An 18560-nucleotide genomic window follows, 5' to 3' on the forward strand; every position below is an offset into this window, starting at 1 on the left:
CGGGCAAACCGGATCCATCCCCGGATTGCGGGCCTCGGCCGCCGGCTTCCACCCGCGCGTTGTACGGTCCGTGAGTGACAGTCACACCGCTTGCCCACTGGCCCGCCGACTACCCGAGCGACTACGCCGTGGTGGACGTGGAGACCACCGGGCTCCGGAGTTCGGATCGGATCGTCTCGGTCGCCGTGGAGTTGCTCGATCGGGCCGGTACGGTGACCGACCGGTGGTCGACGCTGGTGGATCCGCGGCGCGATCCCGGGCCCGTGCACATCCACGGGCTGACCCCGGAACGGCTCGCGGGCGCACCCACGTTCGACCGGATCGCGGACGACCTGGCCGAGTACCTGGACGGGCGGGTGCTGGTCGCGCACAACGCGCCGTTCGACTGGGGAATGCTGACCTCGGAGTACCGCCGCCTGGACACGCCGTGGCCGATGCAGCGGCGGTTGTGCACGATGGCGCTGGCGCGGCACCTGGAACTGCCGATCGACGACTACCGGCTGGCCACCCTCGCGGCGCACTATCGGGTCCGCCAACTGCGCGCGCACGACGCGGTGGACGACGCCCGGGTGCTCGGCGAGATCTTCCGCCTCAGCCTGCACGAGGCGGCCGGCGCCGGCCTGCCGCTGCCGCTGACCGTGCCCGACAGCGGGTCCGGGCTGCGTCGCGGGGCGGCCGCGCGCAAGCGCTTCCCGGAGCGTGCCGCCGCCGCGAAGGCGCCTTGTCCGTGGACGAATCCGGGCCGGCTCGACCTCGCGGTCGGCCTGGTCCAGGGCATGCGGGTGGCCTTCACCGGCGACGCGGGCCACGCGCGCGAGGAGTTGGAGCGGCAGGCGGCCGAGGCCGGTCTGTATGTGGCGACTTCGGTCAGCGGCAAGACCTCGGTCCTGGTGACCAACGACCCGGGCAGCGGCAGCGGCAAGAACCGTACGGCCGCCCGACTGGGCACGCCGGTGATCGACGAGGCCACCTACACACGGTTGTTGGCCCGGGTGCGGCCGGGCACGCCGGTCGACGGATCGGCGGCGGTCGTGCTGCCGGCGCCGCGCACCGAGCCCGAGCCGACCTCCCGGGACGGCGAGGTCCCGCCGGCCGCGCCGGTCGAGGCCGTCGTCCCGCCGAACACACCCGCGCCCGCCGTCGACGCCCCGCCGTCCGTCCGCTCGACGGTGCGTCAGGTCCTGGTCCTCCAGGGGCGGGACGAGCACGGCGAGGGCGGCCGGGTGCGCCAGCTCGTGCTCGAATCGGGCGCCCGGTTGCGGATCAACCTGACCTCGACGGTGGACACCGTGGTGGTGTTGCCGGGCGCGGCGGCCGACCCCCGGATCGCCCGTGCGCAGGCGTTCGGCGCGGTCTGCCTGACCGAGGCACAATGGCATGCCGCACTGGCCGAGGCGCCCGCGCCGGAGCGGGCCGGCGCGGATCCGGGCACCGACGCGGGCACGAGCGCGGGCAACCTCCCGCGCGGCGGCACGGTGCAACTGCCCGGCGGCGCCGAGCCCGGCCGGTGGACGCTGAACGCCTCCTGGGCCTGGGAGCGCCCCGACGAGGACATCGACATCGTGGCGTTCCTGCTGGACGAGCACGAACGGGTCCGCGGCGATTCCGATTTCGTGTTCTGGAACCAGCCGGTCGCTCCGCTGGACGTGGTCGCCCTGGACGCATCCGGCCCCGCCGAGCAGACCGTCACGCTCGAACTGGATGCGCTGCCACGTGATGTACGTCGCGTCGTGATCGCGGCCTCGGTCGACGGAACGAGCACGTTCGCGGCGGTCGGGCCGATCGAGATCGACGTGGCGCCGTTCCAGGCCACCTCGTTCGTCCGCTCGGTACTGGACGCCGCCACGGTCGAACGGGTGTTGCTGCTCGGCACGTTCTACCGCCACGGCGCCGGTTGGAAGTTCCGTACCGAGGGCCAGGGCTACGAGTTCGACCTGGCCGGGCTGGCCGGTTCGTTCGGCGTGGAGATCGCCTGAGACCCGGCACGGACCGACGGGTAACCCGGGTGCGATTCGGTGCCCGGGCGGCGGAGTGGTTTGCTTGACCCGGCCGACAGCAATCGAGGGCAAGGAGTGGTCATGGCGCAGGTCAGGGCAACCGCACACACGACTGTGGCGGCGGAACCGGAGGCGGTTTTCGCGGCCGTCGCGGATTACGCGGTCGTGCGGCCCAAGCTGCTCACCGAGCACTTCTCGGAGTACGACGTGCGCGAGGGCGGCAAGGGTGCCGGCACGGTGGCGCACTGGCGGTTGCAGGCCACCAGCAAGCGTTCGCGCGACTGCCTGGTGACGGTCACCGAGCCGGCCGCCCTGACGCTGGTGGAGACCGACGCCAACTCGTCGATGGTCACCACGTGGACCGTGTCCGCGGCCGGTGTGGGCAGCCGGGTCGAGATCGTCACGGTGTGGAACGGAGCCGGGGGCATCGGGGGCTTCTTCGAGAAGACCTTCGCGCCGGCCGGGCTCAAGCGGATCTACGACGGCGTGCTCGCGAAGCTGCCCGACGCGCTCTGAGCAGACCTCGACCGCACGAAGGACGACGCCGGCCGACCCCACCACCGGGTGGAGCCGGCCGGCGTCGGGCCGATCGGGTCAGGTGAGCAGCGACCCCGCGCCGATGCCCAGGGCCGCGGCCGAGACCAACCCGAAGAAGCCGACCCACACCGCCCCGGGGATCCGGGTCAGGTCGGCGAGCTGATCCGCGTCCGACCACGGCGCCCGGCCGCGACTGCGCATCTGCTGGAGTTCGAACACCGGCCGCACCCCGGACACCAACAGGAACCACACCAGCAGGTAGGCGAACGCCGCCTGGATCCGCGCACTGGCCAACCAGGAGATCGCGAAGATCACCCCGCCGGTCACCAGCAACACCAGCGCGCCGAACCAGTTGCGTATCGCGATGAACATCAGCCCGAGCAGCACCAGCGCCACCCACAACACCATGGTTATGTGCGCGCCCGCCAGCAGTGCCGCGCCGCCCGCACCCAGGATGGACGGCGTGATGTAGCCGGCCATCGCGGTGAGCACCATTCCCGGGCCGGTCGGCCTGCCCACGGACACGGTCACGCCCGAGGTGTCCGAGTGCAGCCGGATGCCGGACAATCGGCGCCCGCTGAGCAGCGCGACCATCGCGTGACCGCCCTCGTGCGCGATCGTCACCACCGACCGCAACGGCCGCCACGTCGGGCGATACAGCACCACCACGACCGCGACCGCCCCGGTCACGAGCGCGAGCCAACTCGGCGGATCCGGTTGGGTCCCGACCACCCGGTCCCACAGATCCTGCAACGACACCGTGTCGACGCTGCTCACGCCGCCCCTCTCGTCCTACGTCCGTCCCCGACCCGAAACGCTACCGCCCACGCCACCCCGCCCACCGCGCCCGGACCTCCCCGTGACGCGACTGTCGCCGACTCGATTCCCCCGCCGCGCCCCGACCCCGCGCCTCGGCTCCCCCTCCACGCCCCGGCACCGTCGCCTGCCCGCCGTCGTCGTCGGTGAGGCGTGGGAGGCCGTCGGGGTCGAATCGCCGTCCGGGTTCCGGCAACCCACCACAACCGCCGACCTGTTGGCCGTGCCGCCACCACCCGCGGGATGTCGGTCGCGGTGCTCGCCGGCCCGCGTCCGGACCCGGCCGGATTCGCGGCCTGCTACGGGCGGACCGCGATTCGCCGACACCCGCGCGTGGTCCGGGGTCGGGTGAGCGGATGGGGCAGCGGCGGACCCGGATGCGCCCGTGGTCCCCGGAGGGGTGTCAGGCGGCGGGGGCGGGGTGGGCGGATTCGGCGTGCAGGTAGGCGGCGGCCAACGTGGTGACGCAGGTCAGGTTGGTGCCCAGGCCCGGGCGGACGATCCAGGTCATTGACGAGCCGGGATGGGGGTGCGGGCCGGGCAGGGTGAGGCAGCCGCCGTGCCCGACGTAGTGGTACCGCGTCCCGTCGGAGGGGCCCACCGCGGCAAGCCACACCTCGGCGCTGCCCGGGCCGACCAGGTAGGCCCACTTGCCCGCGTGCTCCTCGGCGATCACCGCGCCGGTGGGTTCGGCCGCGGCGGTGAGCAGGTCGAGCACGGCGGCACCCAGCTCGGCCCGCATCACGACGGCGTCGAACAACCGGCCCGTGTCCGCCGCGCGGCGTGCTCCCGGGTTGGTCAGCCAGGTGTACCGCGTGTCGCGCGGATCGCGGGTGGCGGCGCTGATCCATGCGATGCCTTCCCGGTTCACGCCGGCGTCTTGCTCCTGCAGCATGTTCCCTCGCCTCCCAACGGTCGGGAAAAGGCGCGACCGGTCGCTCGCGAGCGCCCCGGCAGGTGGTCGAGGGGTCGCTGTAAGTAGCGTCCCCGGTGGGCGTAATAAGTGCAAGTCAAACAACTCACTCGACTTGCAACGTATCGGATATGAGTACCATGACGGCGACTCGCGGGGTGCAATCCCCGAAGAATCGCAAATACGGAAGCTCGAAAAGGTTCCAAGCGGGCTCACGAAAAGCTCGAACGCGGCTCCGGAGAAGCACGGCGCAGTTCGAACGCAGCTCGAAAGAAGGCTCGAACGAAAGCTCGAACGACCTGGAGAACCGCGGCACGGGCGGTGCGGGATCGGGAGGAAACATGGGCGCCGAGCAATATCCGACGGTGCGCAGGCGCGTTCTGGGCGCCAACCTGCGTCGCCTGCGCGAGGATGCGTCGCTGCTGCTCGAAGACGCCGCCGATGCCCTCTCCTGCCATCCCGCGAAGGTGAGCCGGATCGAGTCCGGCCGCAGCGGGATCCGTGCGCTCGACCTGAAGGCGTTGCTCGACCTGTACGAGGTGCACGATCCGACCGCGCGCGAGGGCTGGCTGGCGCTCGCCCGCGAGGGGCGTCGGCAGCGCTGGTGGCGCGATCTGGCCGACCGACTGCCGCAGGACTTCCTGGACTTGATCGGACTGGAGGCCGAGGTGGCCTCCTGTCTGGGATTCCAGCCCAGCATCATCCCGGGGTTGTTCCAGACCGAGGAGTACGCCACGGCGGTGATCCGCGGCGGCACGGTGGGGCCGGTCGACGAACAGTGCCGTACCCGGGTCCGGGTACGCCTGGATCGACAGCGCGTGCTCACCCGCGAGGAACCCGCGCCGCTGGAGGTGTTGATGGTGATCGGCGAGGCCGCGCTGCGCCAGGAAATAGGCGGCCGACGGGTGCTGCGCGAGCAACTCGTGCGCTTGATCGAAATTGCACAACTATCGAACGTGACCGTGCAAGTACTACCCTTTTCGGCAGGCGCCTATCCGGGCGGCCCCACGCCGTTCTCGATCTACGGATTCCCTCCCCCGTCGGGGATGGAAGTGGTCTCGCTGGAGAACATCACCAGCCACGCGTACCTGGAAAGAGCCCAGGACACCGCTCACTACGGCAAGGTCTTCGCCGACTTGCGGGGCATCGCACTCAGTCCCGTCGAGTCCGAGGCCTTCATCGCGGCCAGTGCCCAGCAACTCGCAGACCGAGTCACTCGACCGGAGCGACTCGCCGACTGAGTAGGAAGAACGCCATGCCCCAGAACACCTTGCCCGCGAACTCCTCGCCACGGAACACCTCGTCCCGTTGGGTCAAGAGCTCCTACAGCATGCAGAACGGCGACTGCACCGAGATCCGTCCGCACCCGGACGGCACCGTCGACGTCCGGGACAGCAAGGACCCGGCCGTGGGCCGGTTGACGATCGCCCGTACCCCCTGGACCACGTTCGTCGGCACCCTGCGCACGAACGCCTGACCGACCACCGCCGATCGACCGCTCCAGCCGATCACCCGACCGAGGTCCGCGGGCCGCCCCACCCCCCGAAGGGCGGCCCGCCGACCCGCCCGCAGGCCCCACCGACTCGCCGCGCCGCCACCGCCGACCGGGCCCACGTGCACGCCGCCACGCCACGCCGCCACGCCGCCGCGCGGGAATCGGGTCGAGTCGGGCCGCGGCTCCCGGTACGCTCCGGGGGCATGGTCGCCCCCTCCGGTTCCCCCCGCATGCCCGACAAGCCCACCCTCGACGGGCTGGAAGCGAAATGGTCGCGCGTCTGGGAAGAGACGGGCGTATACCGCTTCGACCGGAGCCGGACCCGCGACGAGGTCTACTCCATCGACACCCCACCGCCCACGGTCAGCGGATCGCTGCACGTGGGACACGTGTTCTCGTACACCCACACCGACGCCGTCGCCCGCTACCGCCGGATGTGCGGACGCGAGGTCTTCTATCCGATGGGATGGGACGACAACGGTCTGCCCACCGAGCGGCGGGTGCAGAACCACTTCGGCGTGCGCTGCGACCCGGCGCTGCCGTACGACGCCGACTTCGTGCCGCCCGAGCAGCCGGGCAAACAGCAGATCCCGGTCTCCCGGCGGAACTTCATCGAACTGTGCGAAAAACTGACGCACGAGGACGAGAAGGCGTTCGAGGAACTGTGGCGACTGCTGGGCCTGTCCGTCGACTGGACGATGACCTACCAGACCATCGACGCGGTCTCGCGTACCGCCTCGCAACGGGCCTTCCTGCGCAACCTGGAGCGCGGCGAGGCCTACCCGGCCGAGGCGCCCACGCTGTGGGACGTCAGCTTTCGCACCGCGGTCGCGCAGGCCGAGTTGGAGGACCGGGAGCGTCCCGGCGCCTTCCACCGACTGGTCTTTCGCGGGCCGGCCGGCGACGCGCTGGAAATCGCGACCACCCGGCCGGAGTTGTTGCCCGCGTGCGTCGCCCTGGTGGCGCATCCCGACGACACGCGCTACACGCACCTGTTCGGAAGCAGCGTGCGCACGCCGCTGTTCCGCGTGCCGGTGCCGGTGTACGCACACCCGCTGGCCGACCCGGAGAAGGGCTCCGGGATCGCCATGGTGTGCACCTTCGGCGACACCACCGACGTCACCTGGTGGCGTGAACTGCGCCTGGACACCCGGGCCGTGCTCGGCCGGGACGGCCGCTTCCTGAGCGATCCGCCGGCCGGGCTCGACACGCCCGAGGCGGTCGAGGCGTACGCCCGCCTGGCCGGTGCGACGGTGTTCACCGCGCGCGAGCGGATCGTGGCGATGTTGCGCGAGAGCGGCGAACTCGTCGGCGAGCCCAAGCCGATCACGCACGCGGTCAAGTTCTACGAGAAGGGCGACAAGCCGCTCGAAATCGTCACCACCCGACAGTGGTACCTGCGCAACGGCGGGCGCGATGCCGAGCTGCGGGCCCGACTGCTGGCCCGGGGCGCGGAGTTGGCCTGGCACCCCGCGCACATGAAGGTCCGTTACGACAACTGGGTCGAGGGCCTCAACGGTGACTGGTTGATCAGCCGGCAGCGCTTCTTCGGGGTCCCGGTGCCGCTGTGGTATCCGCTGGACGAGGCCGGACAGCCGCGCCACGACGCGCCGTTGCGCCCGGCCGAGGCGGATCTGCCGATCGACCCGTACACCGACGTGCCGCCCGGCTACCGGGCCGAACAGCGCGGCGAGCCGGGCGGGTTCGTCGGCGACGCGGACGTGATGGACACATGGGCGACCTCCTCGCTCACGCCGCAGATCGCGGGCGGCTGGTGTCGCGACGACGACCTGTTCGCCCGGGTCTTCCCGATGGACCTGCGTCCGCAGGCGCACGAGATCATCCGTACCTGGTTGTTCTCCGCCGTGGTGCGTGCGGACGCGGAGAACCACAGCCTGCCGTTCGCACACGCGGCGATCTCCGGCTGGATCCTGGACCCGGACCGCAAGAAGATGTCCAAGTCCAAGGGCAACGTGGTCACTCCGGTGGACCTGCTCGCGCAGCACGGTTCGGATGCGGTGCGCTACTGGGCGGCGAGCGGCCGGCCGGGTGTGGACACCGCGTTCGACGTCGGGCAGATGAAGGTCGGCCGCCGGTTGGCGATCAAGCTGCTCAATGTCGGCCGGTTCGTGCTCTCGATCGGCGCGGCCGAGGCGCCCGACGCGGTGCGCGAACCGCTCGACCTGGCCCTGCTCGCCGAGGTCGCGGAGGTGGCCCGCGCGGCGACGGAGGCATTCGAGGACTACGACTACGCCCGGGCGCTGGAGCGGACCGAGCGGTTCTTCTGGTACTTCTGCGACGACTACGTCGAGTTGGTCAAGGCCCGCGCCTACGGCGAGGCGGGCACCGCGGCGGGTGCCGAGTCGGCCCGGGCGGCGCTCGCGAGTGCGCTGTCCGTACTGCTGCGACTGCTCGCGCCGGTGTTGCCGTTCGCGACCGAAGAGGTGTGGTCGTGGTGGCAGGACGGATCGGTGCACCGGGCGGTTTGGCCGGCCCCGCAGCCGCCGGCGGCGGACCGGGCCCTGCCGGGCGTCGCGTCCGAGCTGATCGCCGCGGTGCGCAAGGCCAAGTCCGCCGCGCGGCTGTCGATGCGTGCCGCCGTCGCGGGCGTCACCATCACCGGCGACCCGGCCGAACTGGCCCGGGTGGCCCTGGTCGAGACGGACCTGCGCGCGGCCGGACACATCGCCCGCATCGACCTGGTGCCGGCGGACGGGCCGCTCACCGTGGAGGTCGACCTCGCACAATGATCGTCGGCCGGGATCGCCCGGCCGCATCGATCGTCGGGAGCGCTCGCCGTGGATCGACGGCAATAATCATTGACTCGGCCAAGTACCCGTAGTACCCGTTGGCCATGACCCCTGAGCATGTCGAGCACCACCCCGACGATCGTTTCCACCCGCCGACCAGCGACGACCCGTACTGGTCGGAGACCTCCTGGTTCACCTTCACGGTTCCGGAAAAGCGGCTGTCCGGGCAGCTGTATCCGTTCTTCCGGGCGAACCAGGTGGTTGCGGCGGGCGGCGCGTACTTCTGGGACGACAGCGGGCAGCACCCGCACGAGGCGGTCTACGCCAAGAACTTCTGGCATCTGCCGATCCCCGACCAGGACCTGACCGACCTGCGGCTGCCGAACGGGTTCCGGGTGCGCTGTGTGCGGCCGCAGGCGGTGTACGAGGTCGGCTACGACGACCCGGACGGCGGCGACGAGATCCACGTCGACCTGACCTTCACCGCAGTGCTGCCGCCGCACTACCTCGGCGACAAGCACGTGGACCAGCCCGGCCGGTACACCGGCACGGTGGTGCTGCGCGGCGAGGAGATCCGGGTCGACTCGTACGGCTTCCGGGACCGTTCGTGGGGGCCGCGCTCGCAGTTCGGTCCGGGCCTGATGCAGTCGCCCGCCAAGCGGGGCGGCTACAGCTACGCGACCGCCTCGGAGCGGGACGCCTTCCACAGCATCACCATGGACTTCGGTTCGGGGTGCGTGTCCATCCACGGCTATCTGCTCCGCGACGGCACCTGGGCCAAGCTCGCCAAGGGGCGCCGCGAAGTGGTCGAACGCGAGAACGCCACCGGCTGGGCCACCCGGATCGTGCTGGAGGGGGTCGACGAACTCGGCCGCGAACTGCACGCCGAAGGGCGCATGCACAACCGGCTCGGCTTCTTCCTGAACCCGAACCTGTTCACCGTCAACGGCCTCACCGAGTGGACCTTCGACGGCGTCACCGCATGGGGCGAGGACCACGAGAACTTCTCCGCGGCCGAGATCCGCCGGCACAGCCGCGCCTGGCGCGAGCGCTGACCGGATCGACCGACGCGGGACGGACGCGGGACGGACGCGGGGCGAAGGGCCGAGCCTCCTGCGCACGGGGTGCTCGGTCCCGCCCGCCGCCGGGGGAGCGCGCCGCCGCCCGCGTGTGACGTTGTCCACCCGGCCCGGGCTTGAAGTTAGGCAAGCCTCACCTTTAGGTTGCGGAGTGGGACAAGGCAAGGCTTGCCTAAGAACGGAACCTCCTCGTCCGCTCACTCCACAGCTCGAAAGGCCGCCTGATGCGTCTGCGTCGAACAAGCTTGAAGGTGGCCGCGGCCGTCCTCGCCGTCACCGCGTTCGCCACGGCGTGCGGCGACGACGACAAGAAGTCCGACGGCAAGTCCGACAAGGCCCCGGCGGGTTCGGTACTGCCCGCCACCGTGGACACCACGATGGGCAAGGTCACCGTCGAGGACGCGAGCCGGATCGTTCCGCTCGGCGGCGACGTCGCGCAGACCGTATACGCACTGGGCCTGGCCTCGAACGTCGTCGGCGTGGACACCTCGGGTGCGGTCCTGCCGGAGAGCAAGGGCAAGCCGACCTTCGGCAACTCGCGCGGCCTCAACCCCGAGGGCATCCTCGCCCAGCGGCCCACGGTCGCCATCGGCAGCGCCTCGGTCGGCCCGCGCACCGCGATCGACCAGCTCAAGGCGGCCGGCGTGCCGATCGTGCTGATCCCGGACAGCAGCAAGCCCGAGGACGCGGTCACCCGGATCACCACCATCGCCACCGCGCTGGGCGTGCCGGACAAGGGCAGGACACTCGCCGACCGGACCGCCGGCGAGATCGCCACGGCCAAGGCCAAGGGCGCCCGGGCCGCCACCAAGCCGCGCGTGGCGTTCCTCTACATCCGCGGGCAGGCCAACCTGTACCAGATCGGCGGCAAAGGCCTGGGCCCGGACAGCATGATCACCGCTGCCGGCGGCATCGACACCGGCACCGAGCTCGGCGTGCAGATGTCCGCCGCGCTGACCCCCGAGGCGATGGTCTCGGCCAAGCCCGACGTCATCCTCGTCTTCCAGAAGGGCCTGGAGTCGGTCGGCGGCGTCGACGGCGTGCTCAAACTGCCCGGCGTCGCCCAGACGCCTGCCGGCCGGAACCGCAAGGTCGTTGCGATGGACGACCTGGAGCTGGGCGGCGGCGGGCCGACGGCCGGTGTCGCGCTGAACAAGCTCGTCGATCTGCTGCATGGCTAGGGTCACCCGGGTCGGCCGTCCGCAAGCGCCGGACGGGCCGACTCGGCTCGTCCGGACCGCCAGGACACCCGACGGGAAGATGCGGGGGAGACCGTGGCCACGGTGACGGAGCGTCAGGAACCCGCGGACGAACCGGGTTCACCGGCACCGGCGGTCGAACTCGCCGAGACGACGGTCGTGGTGTCGGCGGCGCCGCGTCGACACGGTCGTTGGCTGATCCCGACCCTGGTGGTGCTGCTCCTGGCCACGAGTGTCGTCTCGGCCGGCATGGGCGCCTTCGACATCCCCTCCGACCAGGTGCTCTCCTCGGTGCTGCACCATCTCGGCCTGGACGTCGGTCACGTGTCGCAGGCCAACGAGGCCGTGTTGTGGAACATCCGCTTCCCGCGCATCGTGCTCGGCATCATGGTCGGCGCGTGTTTGGGCTGCGCCGGGGCCGCCATGCAGGGCGTGTTCGGCAACCCGCTCGCCGAGCCCGGCGTGATCGGGGTGTCCTCCGGCGCGGCGCTCGGCGCGGTCGGCGCGATCGTGCTGGGTGTGTCCACCTTCGGCTCCTGGACGGTGACCGCGTTCGCCTTCGCCGGCGGCCTGCTCACCACGCTCTTCGTCTACCTGCTCTCCCGCTCCGACGGTCGCACCGAAGTGGTCACCCTGGTCCTGACCGGCATCGCGATCAACGCGCTGGCCGGCGCCGCGATCGGGCTGTTCACCTTCGTCGCCGACGATGCCGAACTGCGCAGCATCACCTTCTGGAACCTGGGCAGCGTCGGCGGGGCGAGCTGGAAGATCATCGGCGCGCTCGCACCGTTCGCGATCGTCGGCCTGCTGATCCTGCCCCGGTACGCCCGGGCGCTGGACATCATGGCACTCGGCGAACGCGGCGCCCGGCACCTGGGCGTGGACACCGAACGGGTACGCATCGTGGTGGTCGTGCTCAGCGCCACCCTGGTCGGCGCGGCCGTAGCCGCGGCCGGCGTGATCACCTTCGTCGGCCTGGTCGTCCCGCACATCATCCGGCTGATCGCCGGCCCGCGACACCGGCTGCTGTTGCCCGCGAGCGCCGTGCTCGGTGCGCTGGTCACCGTCGGCGCCGACCTCGCGGCGCGCACCGTCGCGATGCCCAAGGAGGTCCCGCTCGGCGTGCTCACCGCGCTGATCGGGGCCCCGTTCTTCCTGTGGCTGCTGCGCAGGACCCGTTCCCGGCAAGGAGGTTGGGCCTGATGAGGCTGCTCGCCCGGAACCGGACCGCGGCACTCGCGCCGGCGCCCGAAGTCGGCGCGATCGGCGTCCGGGCCGAGGACGTCGGCTACGCCATCGCCGGCCGCAACCTGGTCGACGGTGTCTCGTTGACCGTGCGCCACGGCGAGATCGTCGCGGTGCTCGGCCCCAACGGCGCGGGCAAGTCCACCCTGCTCGGCCTGCTCACCGGCGACCTGACGCCGCATCACGGCAGCGTGCGGATCGCCGATCGGGCGTTGTCCGACTACTCGCAGCGCGAACTGGCGCTGCGCCGCGGGGTATTGCCGCAGAGCGTCACGCTGTCCTTCCCGTTCACCGTGGACGAGGTGGTGCGGATGGGCCGCGCGCCGCACGCGGGGCTGCCGAGTGAGGAGTCCGAGGACACGATCGTGGCCCGGGCCCTGGCCGAGACCGACGTGGCGCACCTGGCCGACCGCGCGTACCCGTCGCTGTCCGGCGGCGAGCGGGCCCGGGTCTCGCTGGCCCGAGTGCTCGCGCAGGGCGCGCCCGTACTCTTCCTCGACGAACCCACCGCCGCCCTGGACCTCAAGCACACCGAGGACGTGCTGCGGTTGGCCCGGGACCGGGCCCGGCGGGGCGACGCGGTGGTGATCGTGCTGCACGACCTCAACCTGGCCGCCGCCTACGCGGATCGCATCGCCCTGCTCGCCCAGGGCCGACTGGTCGCCTGCGGCCCGCCCGAACAGGTCTGCACCGCACCGGTGTTGTCCGAGTTGTACGGCCATCCGGTGGAGGTGCTGCGCCGACCCGGCACGGACGAGTTGCTGATCCTGCCGTCGCGCCGAGGCGGCCCCACGGCTTAGGGATGCAGCGCCTTGCGCAGTGCGGCGAAGGAGCCCGAGGCGCACTCCGCGCAGCGCGGCACCAGGTCCACGAAGCTCATGAAGCCGTGCACCATGTCGTCGAACAGTTCGCACTCGACCGTGCCGCCCGCCTCGCGCAGCCGCTCGGCGAAGTCCGCCCCCTCGTCGCGCAGTGGATCGTGGCCGGCCAGGACCACGTGCGCCGGCGCCAGGCCGGACAGGTCCGCGATGGTGCCGATCGAGGCGTACGGGCCCAGTTCGTCGAGCCCGCGCCCGCCGAGGTAGTGCGCCATGAACCACGCGATCGACTCGGCGGTGAGCAGCGGCGCGTTCGCGTTCTCGATCCGCGACGCGGTGCCCTCGACGCCGGTCGCCGGGTACCACAACATCTGCAACGCCGGTTGCCGAAGCCCGTGTTCGCGGGCCAGCAGGCATGTGGTCGCGGACAGCGTGGCGCCCGCGCTGTCGCCGGCCAGCGCGATCCGGTCGGGGTCGACACCGAGTTCCGCGGCGTTGTCGAGCACCCATCGGTACGCGGCGAGCGCGTCCTCGATCGCGGCCGGGAACGGGTGTTCCGGGGCGAGTCGATAGTCCACCGAGAGCACCACACACTCGGCGTGCCGGGCGATCCGCCGAGCCAGCGCATCGTGACTGTCCAGGCCGCCGATCACGAACCCGCCGCCGTGGAAGAACACGGTCACCGGCAGATCGGGGTCCGTCGAGGGCCGGTACACCCGAACGGGCAGCGCGTCGACGGCGCCCGGGATGGTGCGATCGTGCACCCGGGCCAGCTCGGTCATCACCGGAAGCAGACCGATCCCGGCGTCGATGGTCGCCCGCGCGGTGGCCGCGTCGCCCACGAACAGATCCTCCGGCATGACACTCAACAACTCCACGAGCTGCGGATCGATCGACACCGTGTTCCCTCTCCGTCATCCACATACCGGCCGGTACGGAATGTACGACGCATCCCTTCCCGGGGGAACCGGCAGAGCCCACCCATTGCCGTCGAGGGCCCGACGCCACCGACGCCGGTGCGGGCAGGCGCGGGTGGGGCGGATCGATTCCGACGGCGAGTCGCGATGGGCCCGGCCGGGTTCGAGGCCGGGGCATGTCAGGCGAAGTCCACCGGCGGGCGCCAACTCAGGATCGAGTCCAACGGCCGCAGGGCCGCGTCCGGCGCCAATCGCCCGGCCATCCGCAGGAGCCCGTCCCGGATCGCCACGGCGCCCCGGCCCTCCCATTGCGCCATGGCCCCCAGCCGGCGCGACTTCCGCACGACCTCCGAGGTCCGGGCCAACCTGCGCTCGGTGTACTCCGGGAGCGCCCGAACCACCCCGTCGGCGGGCACTCGTGTGAGTACGTCGGCGAGTTCGATGGCGTCCTCCAAGGCCTGGTTGCCGCCCTGACCCAGGTTGGGTGTCATCGCGTGTGCCGCGTCGCCGATCAGCACGACCCGTCCCCGGTGGTGCGCGGGCAGCGGATCGGCCATCTCGTGTACGTCCAGGTGCAGGATCCGCTCCGGCGTCGCGGCCTCGATCAACCGGCCGATCGGCGCGTGGAAGTCCCGGTACAGGCGCAGCAGTTCGGCCCGCTCGTCGCCGTGCGTGACACCGGCCGGGCGGTTTGCGGTCGCGTACCAGTACACCCGGCCGTCGGCCAGCGGCATCGCGCCGAAGACCAGGCCGCGACCCCACGTCTCGCCCGGCACGATCTCGATTCCCGGCACGATCGCGCGCCACGTGGTGAATCCGGCGTAGCGCGGGCCGGGGTGCTCCGGGAAGAGCGCGTGTCGGATCGGCGAGCGGATTCCGTCGGCGCCGACCACGAGATCGGCGGTCAGCGTCTCGCCGGTCGTGGTGGTCACCGACGCCCGCTCATCGGGGCCGCCCGGCCGGGCGGTCAGCACGGCCGTCCCGGTGCGCAGCGCGTCCGCCGGCAGGCCCGCGAGCAGCACTCGCATCAGCTCGGCCCGCGGCGCCAGGACCATCGGTTCGCCGAAACGCTCGACGAATGCCTCGCCGCTGGTGGGCGCGAGCACCCGCCCGTCCGGTCGTCGCAGCGTCGCGGCGCCCCGGATCGCGGCCAACCCGCGGAGCGGCTCGCCCGCGCCGACGGCGTCCAGCGCGCGCAGCCCGTTCGGCGCGAGGGCGATGGCTGCGCCGATCGGCTCCAGGGTGGCGGCGCGTTCCAGGACCACCACCGACCATCCCTTGCGATGCAGGGCGGTCGCGGCGGTGAGCCCGCCGGGGCCGGCGCCGACGACGATCGCTTCGGGCTTGGTGACGGACATGCTTCCCCCAGTGTCGGTGCCGGTGTTGGTACCGGTCTCGGCGTCGATGCCGATGCCTCGATGGCGGTGTTTCGACGTCGATGCCTCGTGGTGAGGTCGACGTCGGTGTTTCGACGGCGGCGCCTCGATGCCCACTACAGGTGTAGAGGTCGTGACATTGACTCTACACCTGTAGTGGCGATTGCCTCTACGGATGTAGCGCTCGGATCTCTACAGGCGTAGCGGGCATGGCAGGCTGGCGCGGTGACCACCGCGAAGCGCACCAGCCCGTACCGTCCGGACCGTCTCGTGCTGATCGGCGACACCGCGATCCGCCTGCTCGTCGAGCGCGGCATGCGCGGTCTGACCCATCGCGCCGTCGACGAGAGCGCGGGCCTGCCGCCCGGATCCACCTCGTACTACGCGCGCACGCGCGCCGCGCTCCTGGAGGTGGCGCTTGCCCGGATGACCGTCCTGGAGGCGGGCGAGTTCGCCCCGGCGTTGGCCGACGGCGAGTCGCCCCCCGCGCTGCCGGGCGACCCGGCGGGCGTCGCGGACCTGGTCGCGGAGATCGTGGACGCCGCGATCCGGGACGGGCGGGACCAGAAGATCGCCCGCTACGAGCTGGCTCTGGAGGCGACTCGCCGGCCCGAGCTGCGCACGGTGTACGACGAGGCGGGTGCGGTGTTCCGAGGTGCGGCGGCGGCCATGCTCGCCGCCCTCGGCTCGCCCGCGCCCGAGCGGCACGGCCGTTTTCTGGTCGCGTGGTGCGAAGGGGTGATGTTCGACGCGATCGCCGGCGCGGGGTGGGCGACGCCGCCGTCCCGGGCCGACATCCGGGTCGGAGTCACCGAACTCCTGGCCGGGATGCTCGTCGGTGCGGCCCCTTCGGCTCCCGGTCCGCTCGACGGAAAAGCCCCAATGAGTGACATGAACGACTCACCGGATCGTTCGTGACCCCCTTGGTCAAAAGTCGTTTCATCCTGACTTAGTCTGTTCGCTTGTGAGTAATGAGCACGTGCGCCAAAAGGGCGATAGGCACCACCGGGTAGGCGAGTCGCACTACCTCCCGGAGTCCGATCTCAAGGACAAGGGGCTGAACCGAAATTCCATCGGGCTGTTGGGGAGCGTGGTCGTCGCCATCTCCACGGTGGCGCCGGTGTACACCCTCACCGGCGCCCTCGGGCCCACGGTCAACAAGGTCGGCACCCACGCCCCGGCGATCTTCCTGGTCGGCTTCGTCCCGATGTTGCTCGTCGCCTTCGCCTACCGCGAGCTCAGCAAGGCGGTGCCGGACGCGGGTACCTCGTTCACCTGGACGGTCAAGGCGTTCGGCCCGCGGGTGGGCTGGATGTGCGGCTGGGGCCTGGTGATGGCCACCGTCATCGTGTTGTCCAACCTGGCCGGCATCGGCACGTCGTTTTTTTATCTCGCGCTCGGCGAGGCGGTCGACAGCGACTGGGTCAAGGAGCTGGACGACAACAAGCTGGTGCACGTGCCCACGTGTCTGGTCTTCATCGCGATCGCCACCGCGATCAGCTATCGCGGCATGACGGTGACCAAGCGGGTCCAGTACGTGCTCGTCGCACTGCAACTCGCGGTGCTCGCCCTGTTCGTCGTGATGGCGATCGGCAAGGCCACGGCCGGCGACGTACCCACCTCGATCCCGTTCTCGTGGGACTGGTTCAACCCGTTCGGGATCGACGGCGGCTTCACCGCGCTGACGGCGGGCCTGTCGTTGTCGATCTTCATGTACTGGGGCTGGGACACGGCCCTGAGCATCAACGAGGAAACCGCCGGCGGCCCCAAGGTCCCGGGTCGGGCCGCGATCATCTCGGTGCTGTTCATCGTGGTGGCCTACCTGATGACCGGCGTCGCCACGCTGATGTACGCGGGTACCGGAACCACCGGGCTGGGCCTGAACAACGACGAGGACGACAACATCTTCGCGAAGCTGGCCGACCCGGTGATGGGTTCGGGTCTGGGCATCCTGATGTTCGTCGCGGTGCTCGCCAGTTCGGTCGCCAGCCTGCAGACCACCTTCATCCCGGTCGCCCGCACGCTGTTGTCGATGAGCGCGTACGAGGCGGTGCCCAAGGTGTTCTCCCGGGTGCATCCCACCTTCAAGACACCGGGCTTCGCGACCATCTCGGCCGGGGTCGCGACGGGCGCGTTCTACACGATCATGACGATCCTGTCGGAGAACGTGCTCACCGACACCATCTACGCGCTCGGCCTGATGATCTGCTTCTACTACTCGCTGACCGCGTTCTCCTGCGTGTGGTACTTCCGCAAGGACCTCTCGCGCAGCTTCGAGGACCTGATGGTCAAGGGCGTCATGCCGGCGCTCGGCGGGCTGATGCTGGGCGCGATCTTCATGAAGACGCTGGTGGACGTGGCCGACCCGAACTACGGCGACGGCAACCGGGTGGCCGGGGTGGGCAGCGTGTTCATCATCGGCGTCGGCCTGTTGCTGCTCGGCGCGGTACTGATGGAGGTCCGTCGAATCGTGAGCCCGGCGTTCTTCCGGGGCGAGATCCTCAAGCGGGACACACCCGTACTGGTGCCGGACGAGGGCTGAGACATCGTCGTCGGTCGCGCGCGCCACGGGGTGTAGCGCGACCGTGCGGCCCTCGCCCGGTCCCGGACAGGGGCTACTAGCGATTCTGGATGGCGTCCATCGCGACCGCGACGCAGATCGCCAGGCGGCGGTCCATGGTCGGGTCGGGCAGCTTCACCAGGTACTGGTCGCGCAGCTTCATCTGCCGCTCGACGGTCAGCACCGCGTTGCCGCCCTCGTCGACGAAGTCGAAGTGGTAGGTCGGCGCCGGCAGCCACGCGCCGACCACGGGTATGAAGCCCCACACGCGGCGCAGTATCGCGCCGAACAGGCTGCGCTCCTGGCCCACCGCCTTGGCCGCGTCCGGGCGTTCCAGGTTCCAGGTGGAGCGCAGGAGGGACTTCTTGAAGTCCTTCGAGAACATGCCGAGGTTGCTGCCCTCGACGCCGATCACGTCGTGCTGGGCACGGACGTCGAGCATCTGGCGCGCCTTGAACCGGGCGAGTTCGGTGGTCTTGGTGTCATCCGTGTAGAGGATGACCTCTTCCTTGAGCTTGCCGCGCTTTTGCTGCGCGAACGCGATCACCGGTCCGTGCTTCCCGTCCGGTCCGACCAGGTGCACCACGTACTGGTTCACGATCGGGCGGAAGTTCTGGCGGATGATCAGCTGTGTTTCGTTCTGGAACGGCATGGTCATGACGTGCGGGATCCCCCAGGAAAACGGAGCGTTGGCGAATCTGTCCGCCGGAAGCGCACAACCTACAGGTGTTCGAACGACATGGGCAGCCGAGATTTCGAGCGCTCGCTCCTCGTTGCGCATTCGTGTTCGGCGCGCCCGCGCGAACTCGCCGACCGGAAGTCGCGGCGGAGACTTCGGGGTTCACCACGCCGCTTCCG

General features: G+C 70.8%; 16 protein-coding genes. 11 read left to right on the forward strand and 5 right to left on the reverse strand.

Annotated features, from left to right (window positions below; genetic code table 11):
* Positions 1 to 74: 74 nt before the first annotated feature.
* Complete coding sequence (locus tag ACFZBU_RS31430) at positions 75 to 1976, forward strand: DEDDh family exonuclease (protein ID WP_391587084.1); 1902 nt, start codon at positions 75 to 77, stop codon at positions 1974 to 1976.
* Between the two features lie 102 nt (positions 1977 to 2078).
* On the forward strand, positions 2079 to 2513 hold the full coding sequence (locus tag ACFZBU_RS31435) for an SRPBCC family protein (protein WP_391587085.1): 435 nt from the start codon (positions 2079 to 2081) through the stop codon (positions 2511 to 2513).
* A gap of 78 nt (positions 2514 to 2591) precedes the next feature.
* On the opposite strand, the gene ACFZBU_RS31440 is transcribed toward ACFZBU_RS31435, so the two are convergent.
* Together ACFZBU_RS31440 and ACFZBU_RS31445 are read right to left on the reverse strand one after the other, a co-directional pair.
* Positions 2592 to 3311 (reverse strand): M50 family metallopeptidase, encoded by a 720-nt coding sequence (locus ACFZBU_RS31440; protein ID WP_391587086.1) that lies wholly within the window; start codon positions 3309 to 3311, stop codon positions 2592 to 2594.
* Between the two features lie 442 nt (positions 3312 to 3753).
* Entirely contained in the window at positions 3754 to 4245 is a 492-nt protein-coding gene (locus ACFZBU_RS31445; protein WP_391587087.1) for a hypothetical protein, read from the reverse strand.
* 359 nt (positions 4246 to 4604) lie between these two features.
* Here ACFZBU_RS31445 and ACFZBU_RS31450 point away from each other — a divergent pair, with 359 nt between their 5' ends.
* The 7 genes from ACFZBU_RS31450 to ACFZBU_RS31480 all read left to right on the forward strand — a co-directional run bounded on the left by ACFZBU_RS31450 (position 4605) and on the right by ACFZBU_RS31480 (position 12831).
* Entirely contained in the window at positions 4605 to 5504 is a 900-nt protein-coding gene (locus ACFZBU_RS31450) for a helix-turn-helix domain-containing protein (RefSeq protein WP_391587088.1), read from the forward strand.
* A 14-nt stretch (positions 5505 to 5518) separates the two neighbouring features.
* Positions 5519 to 5740: a DUF397 domain-containing protein gene (locus tag ACFZBU_RS31455; protein ID WP_391587089.1), complete on the forward strand. Its 222-nt coding sequence runs from the start codon at positions 5519 to 5521 to the stop codon at positions 5738 to 5740.
* 248 nt (positions 5741 to 5988) lie between these two features.
* Positions 5989 to 8508 (forward strand): valine--tRNA ligase, encoded by a 2520-nt coding sequence (gene valS, locus ACFZBU_RS31460; RefSeq protein WP_391587090.1) that lies wholly within the window; start codon positions 5989 to 5991, stop codon positions 8506 to 8508.
* 104 nt (positions 8509 to 8612) lie between these two features.
* Positions 8613 to 9563, forward strand: a complete 951-nt coding sequence (locus tag ACFZBU_RS31465) for a hypothetical protein (RefSeq protein ID WP_391587091.1) — start codon at positions 8613 to 8615, stop codon at positions 9561 to 9563.
* A 275-nt stretch (positions 9564 to 9838) separates the two neighbouring features.
* Positions 9839 to 10768 carry a hemin ABC transporter substrate-binding protein gene (locus ACFZBU_RS31470; protein ID WP_391587092.1) on the forward strand — a complete coding sequence of 310 codons (930 nt, stop codon included), beginning with the start codon at positions 9839 to 9841 and terminating at the stop codon, positions 10766 to 10768.
* 102 nt (positions 10769 to 10870) lie between these two features.
* The gene (locus tag ACFZBU_RS31475; RefSeq protein WP_391587093.1) at positions 10871 to 11989 is read left to right on the forward strand and encodes a FecCD family ABC transporter permease; all 1119 of its coding nucleotides are present in this window, start codon (positions 10871 to 10873) and stop codon (positions 11987 to 11989) included.
* On the forward strand, positions 11989 to 12831 hold the full coding sequence (locus ACFZBU_RS31480; RefSeq protein ID WP_391587094.1) for a heme ABC transporter ATP-binding protein: 843 nt from the start codon (positions 11989 to 11991) through the stop codon (positions 12829 to 12831). Before ACFZBU_RS31475 ends, ACFZBU_RS31480 begins: the two co-directional genes overlap by 1 nt.
* On the opposite strand, the gene ACFZBU_RS31485 is transcribed toward ACFZBU_RS31480, so the two are convergent.
* Both ACFZBU_RS31485 and ACFZBU_RS31490 read right to left on the reverse strand, forming a co-directional pair.
* A complete protein-coding gene (locus ACFZBU_RS31485; protein WP_391587095.1) occupies positions 12828 to 13748 on the reverse strand; it encodes an alpha/beta hydrolase in 921 nt (306 codons plus the stop codon). The genes ACFZBU_RS31480 and ACFZBU_RS31485 overlap by 4 nt on opposite strands.
* Positions 13749 to 13945: 197 nt before the next feature.
* Positions 13946 to 15124 carry an FAD-dependent monooxygenase gene (locus ACFZBU_RS31490; RefSeq protein WP_391587096.1) on the reverse strand — a complete coding sequence of 393 codons (1179 nt, stop codon included), beginning with the start codon at positions 15122 to 15124 and terminating at the stop codon, positions 13946 to 13948.
* 243 nt (positions 15125 to 15367) lie between these two features.
* Here ACFZBU_RS31490 and ACFZBU_RS31495 point away from each other — a divergent pair, with 243 nt between their 5' ends.
* Positions 15368 to 16060 (forward strand): TetR/AcrR family transcriptional regulator, encoded by a 693-nt coding sequence (locus ACFZBU_RS31495; RefSeq protein ID WP_391587097.1) that lies wholly within the window; start codon positions 15368 to 15370, stop codon positions 16058 to 16060.
* Between the two features lie 61 nt (positions 16061 to 16121).
* On the forward strand, positions 16122 to 17684 hold the full coding sequence (locus tag ACFZBU_RS31500; RefSeq protein WP_391587156.1) for an APC family permease: 1563 nt from the start codon (positions 16122 to 16124) through the stop codon (positions 17682 to 17684).
* A 76-nt stretch (positions 17685 to 17760) separates the two neighbouring features.
* On the opposite strand, the gene ACFZBU_RS31505 is transcribed toward ACFZBU_RS31500, so the two are convergent.
* A complete protein-coding gene (locus ACFZBU_RS31505) occupies positions 17761 to 18360 on the reverse strand; it encodes a hypothetical protein (RefSeq protein ID WP_391587098.1) in 600 nt (199 codons plus the stop codon).
* Positions 18361 to 18560 lie beyond the last annotated feature (200 nt).

Origin of the sequence: Embleya sp. NPDC008237 (assembly GCF_042956465.1) — a bacterium.
GTDB lineage: Bacteria > Actinomycetota > Actinomycetes > Streptomycetales > Streptomycetaceae > Embleya.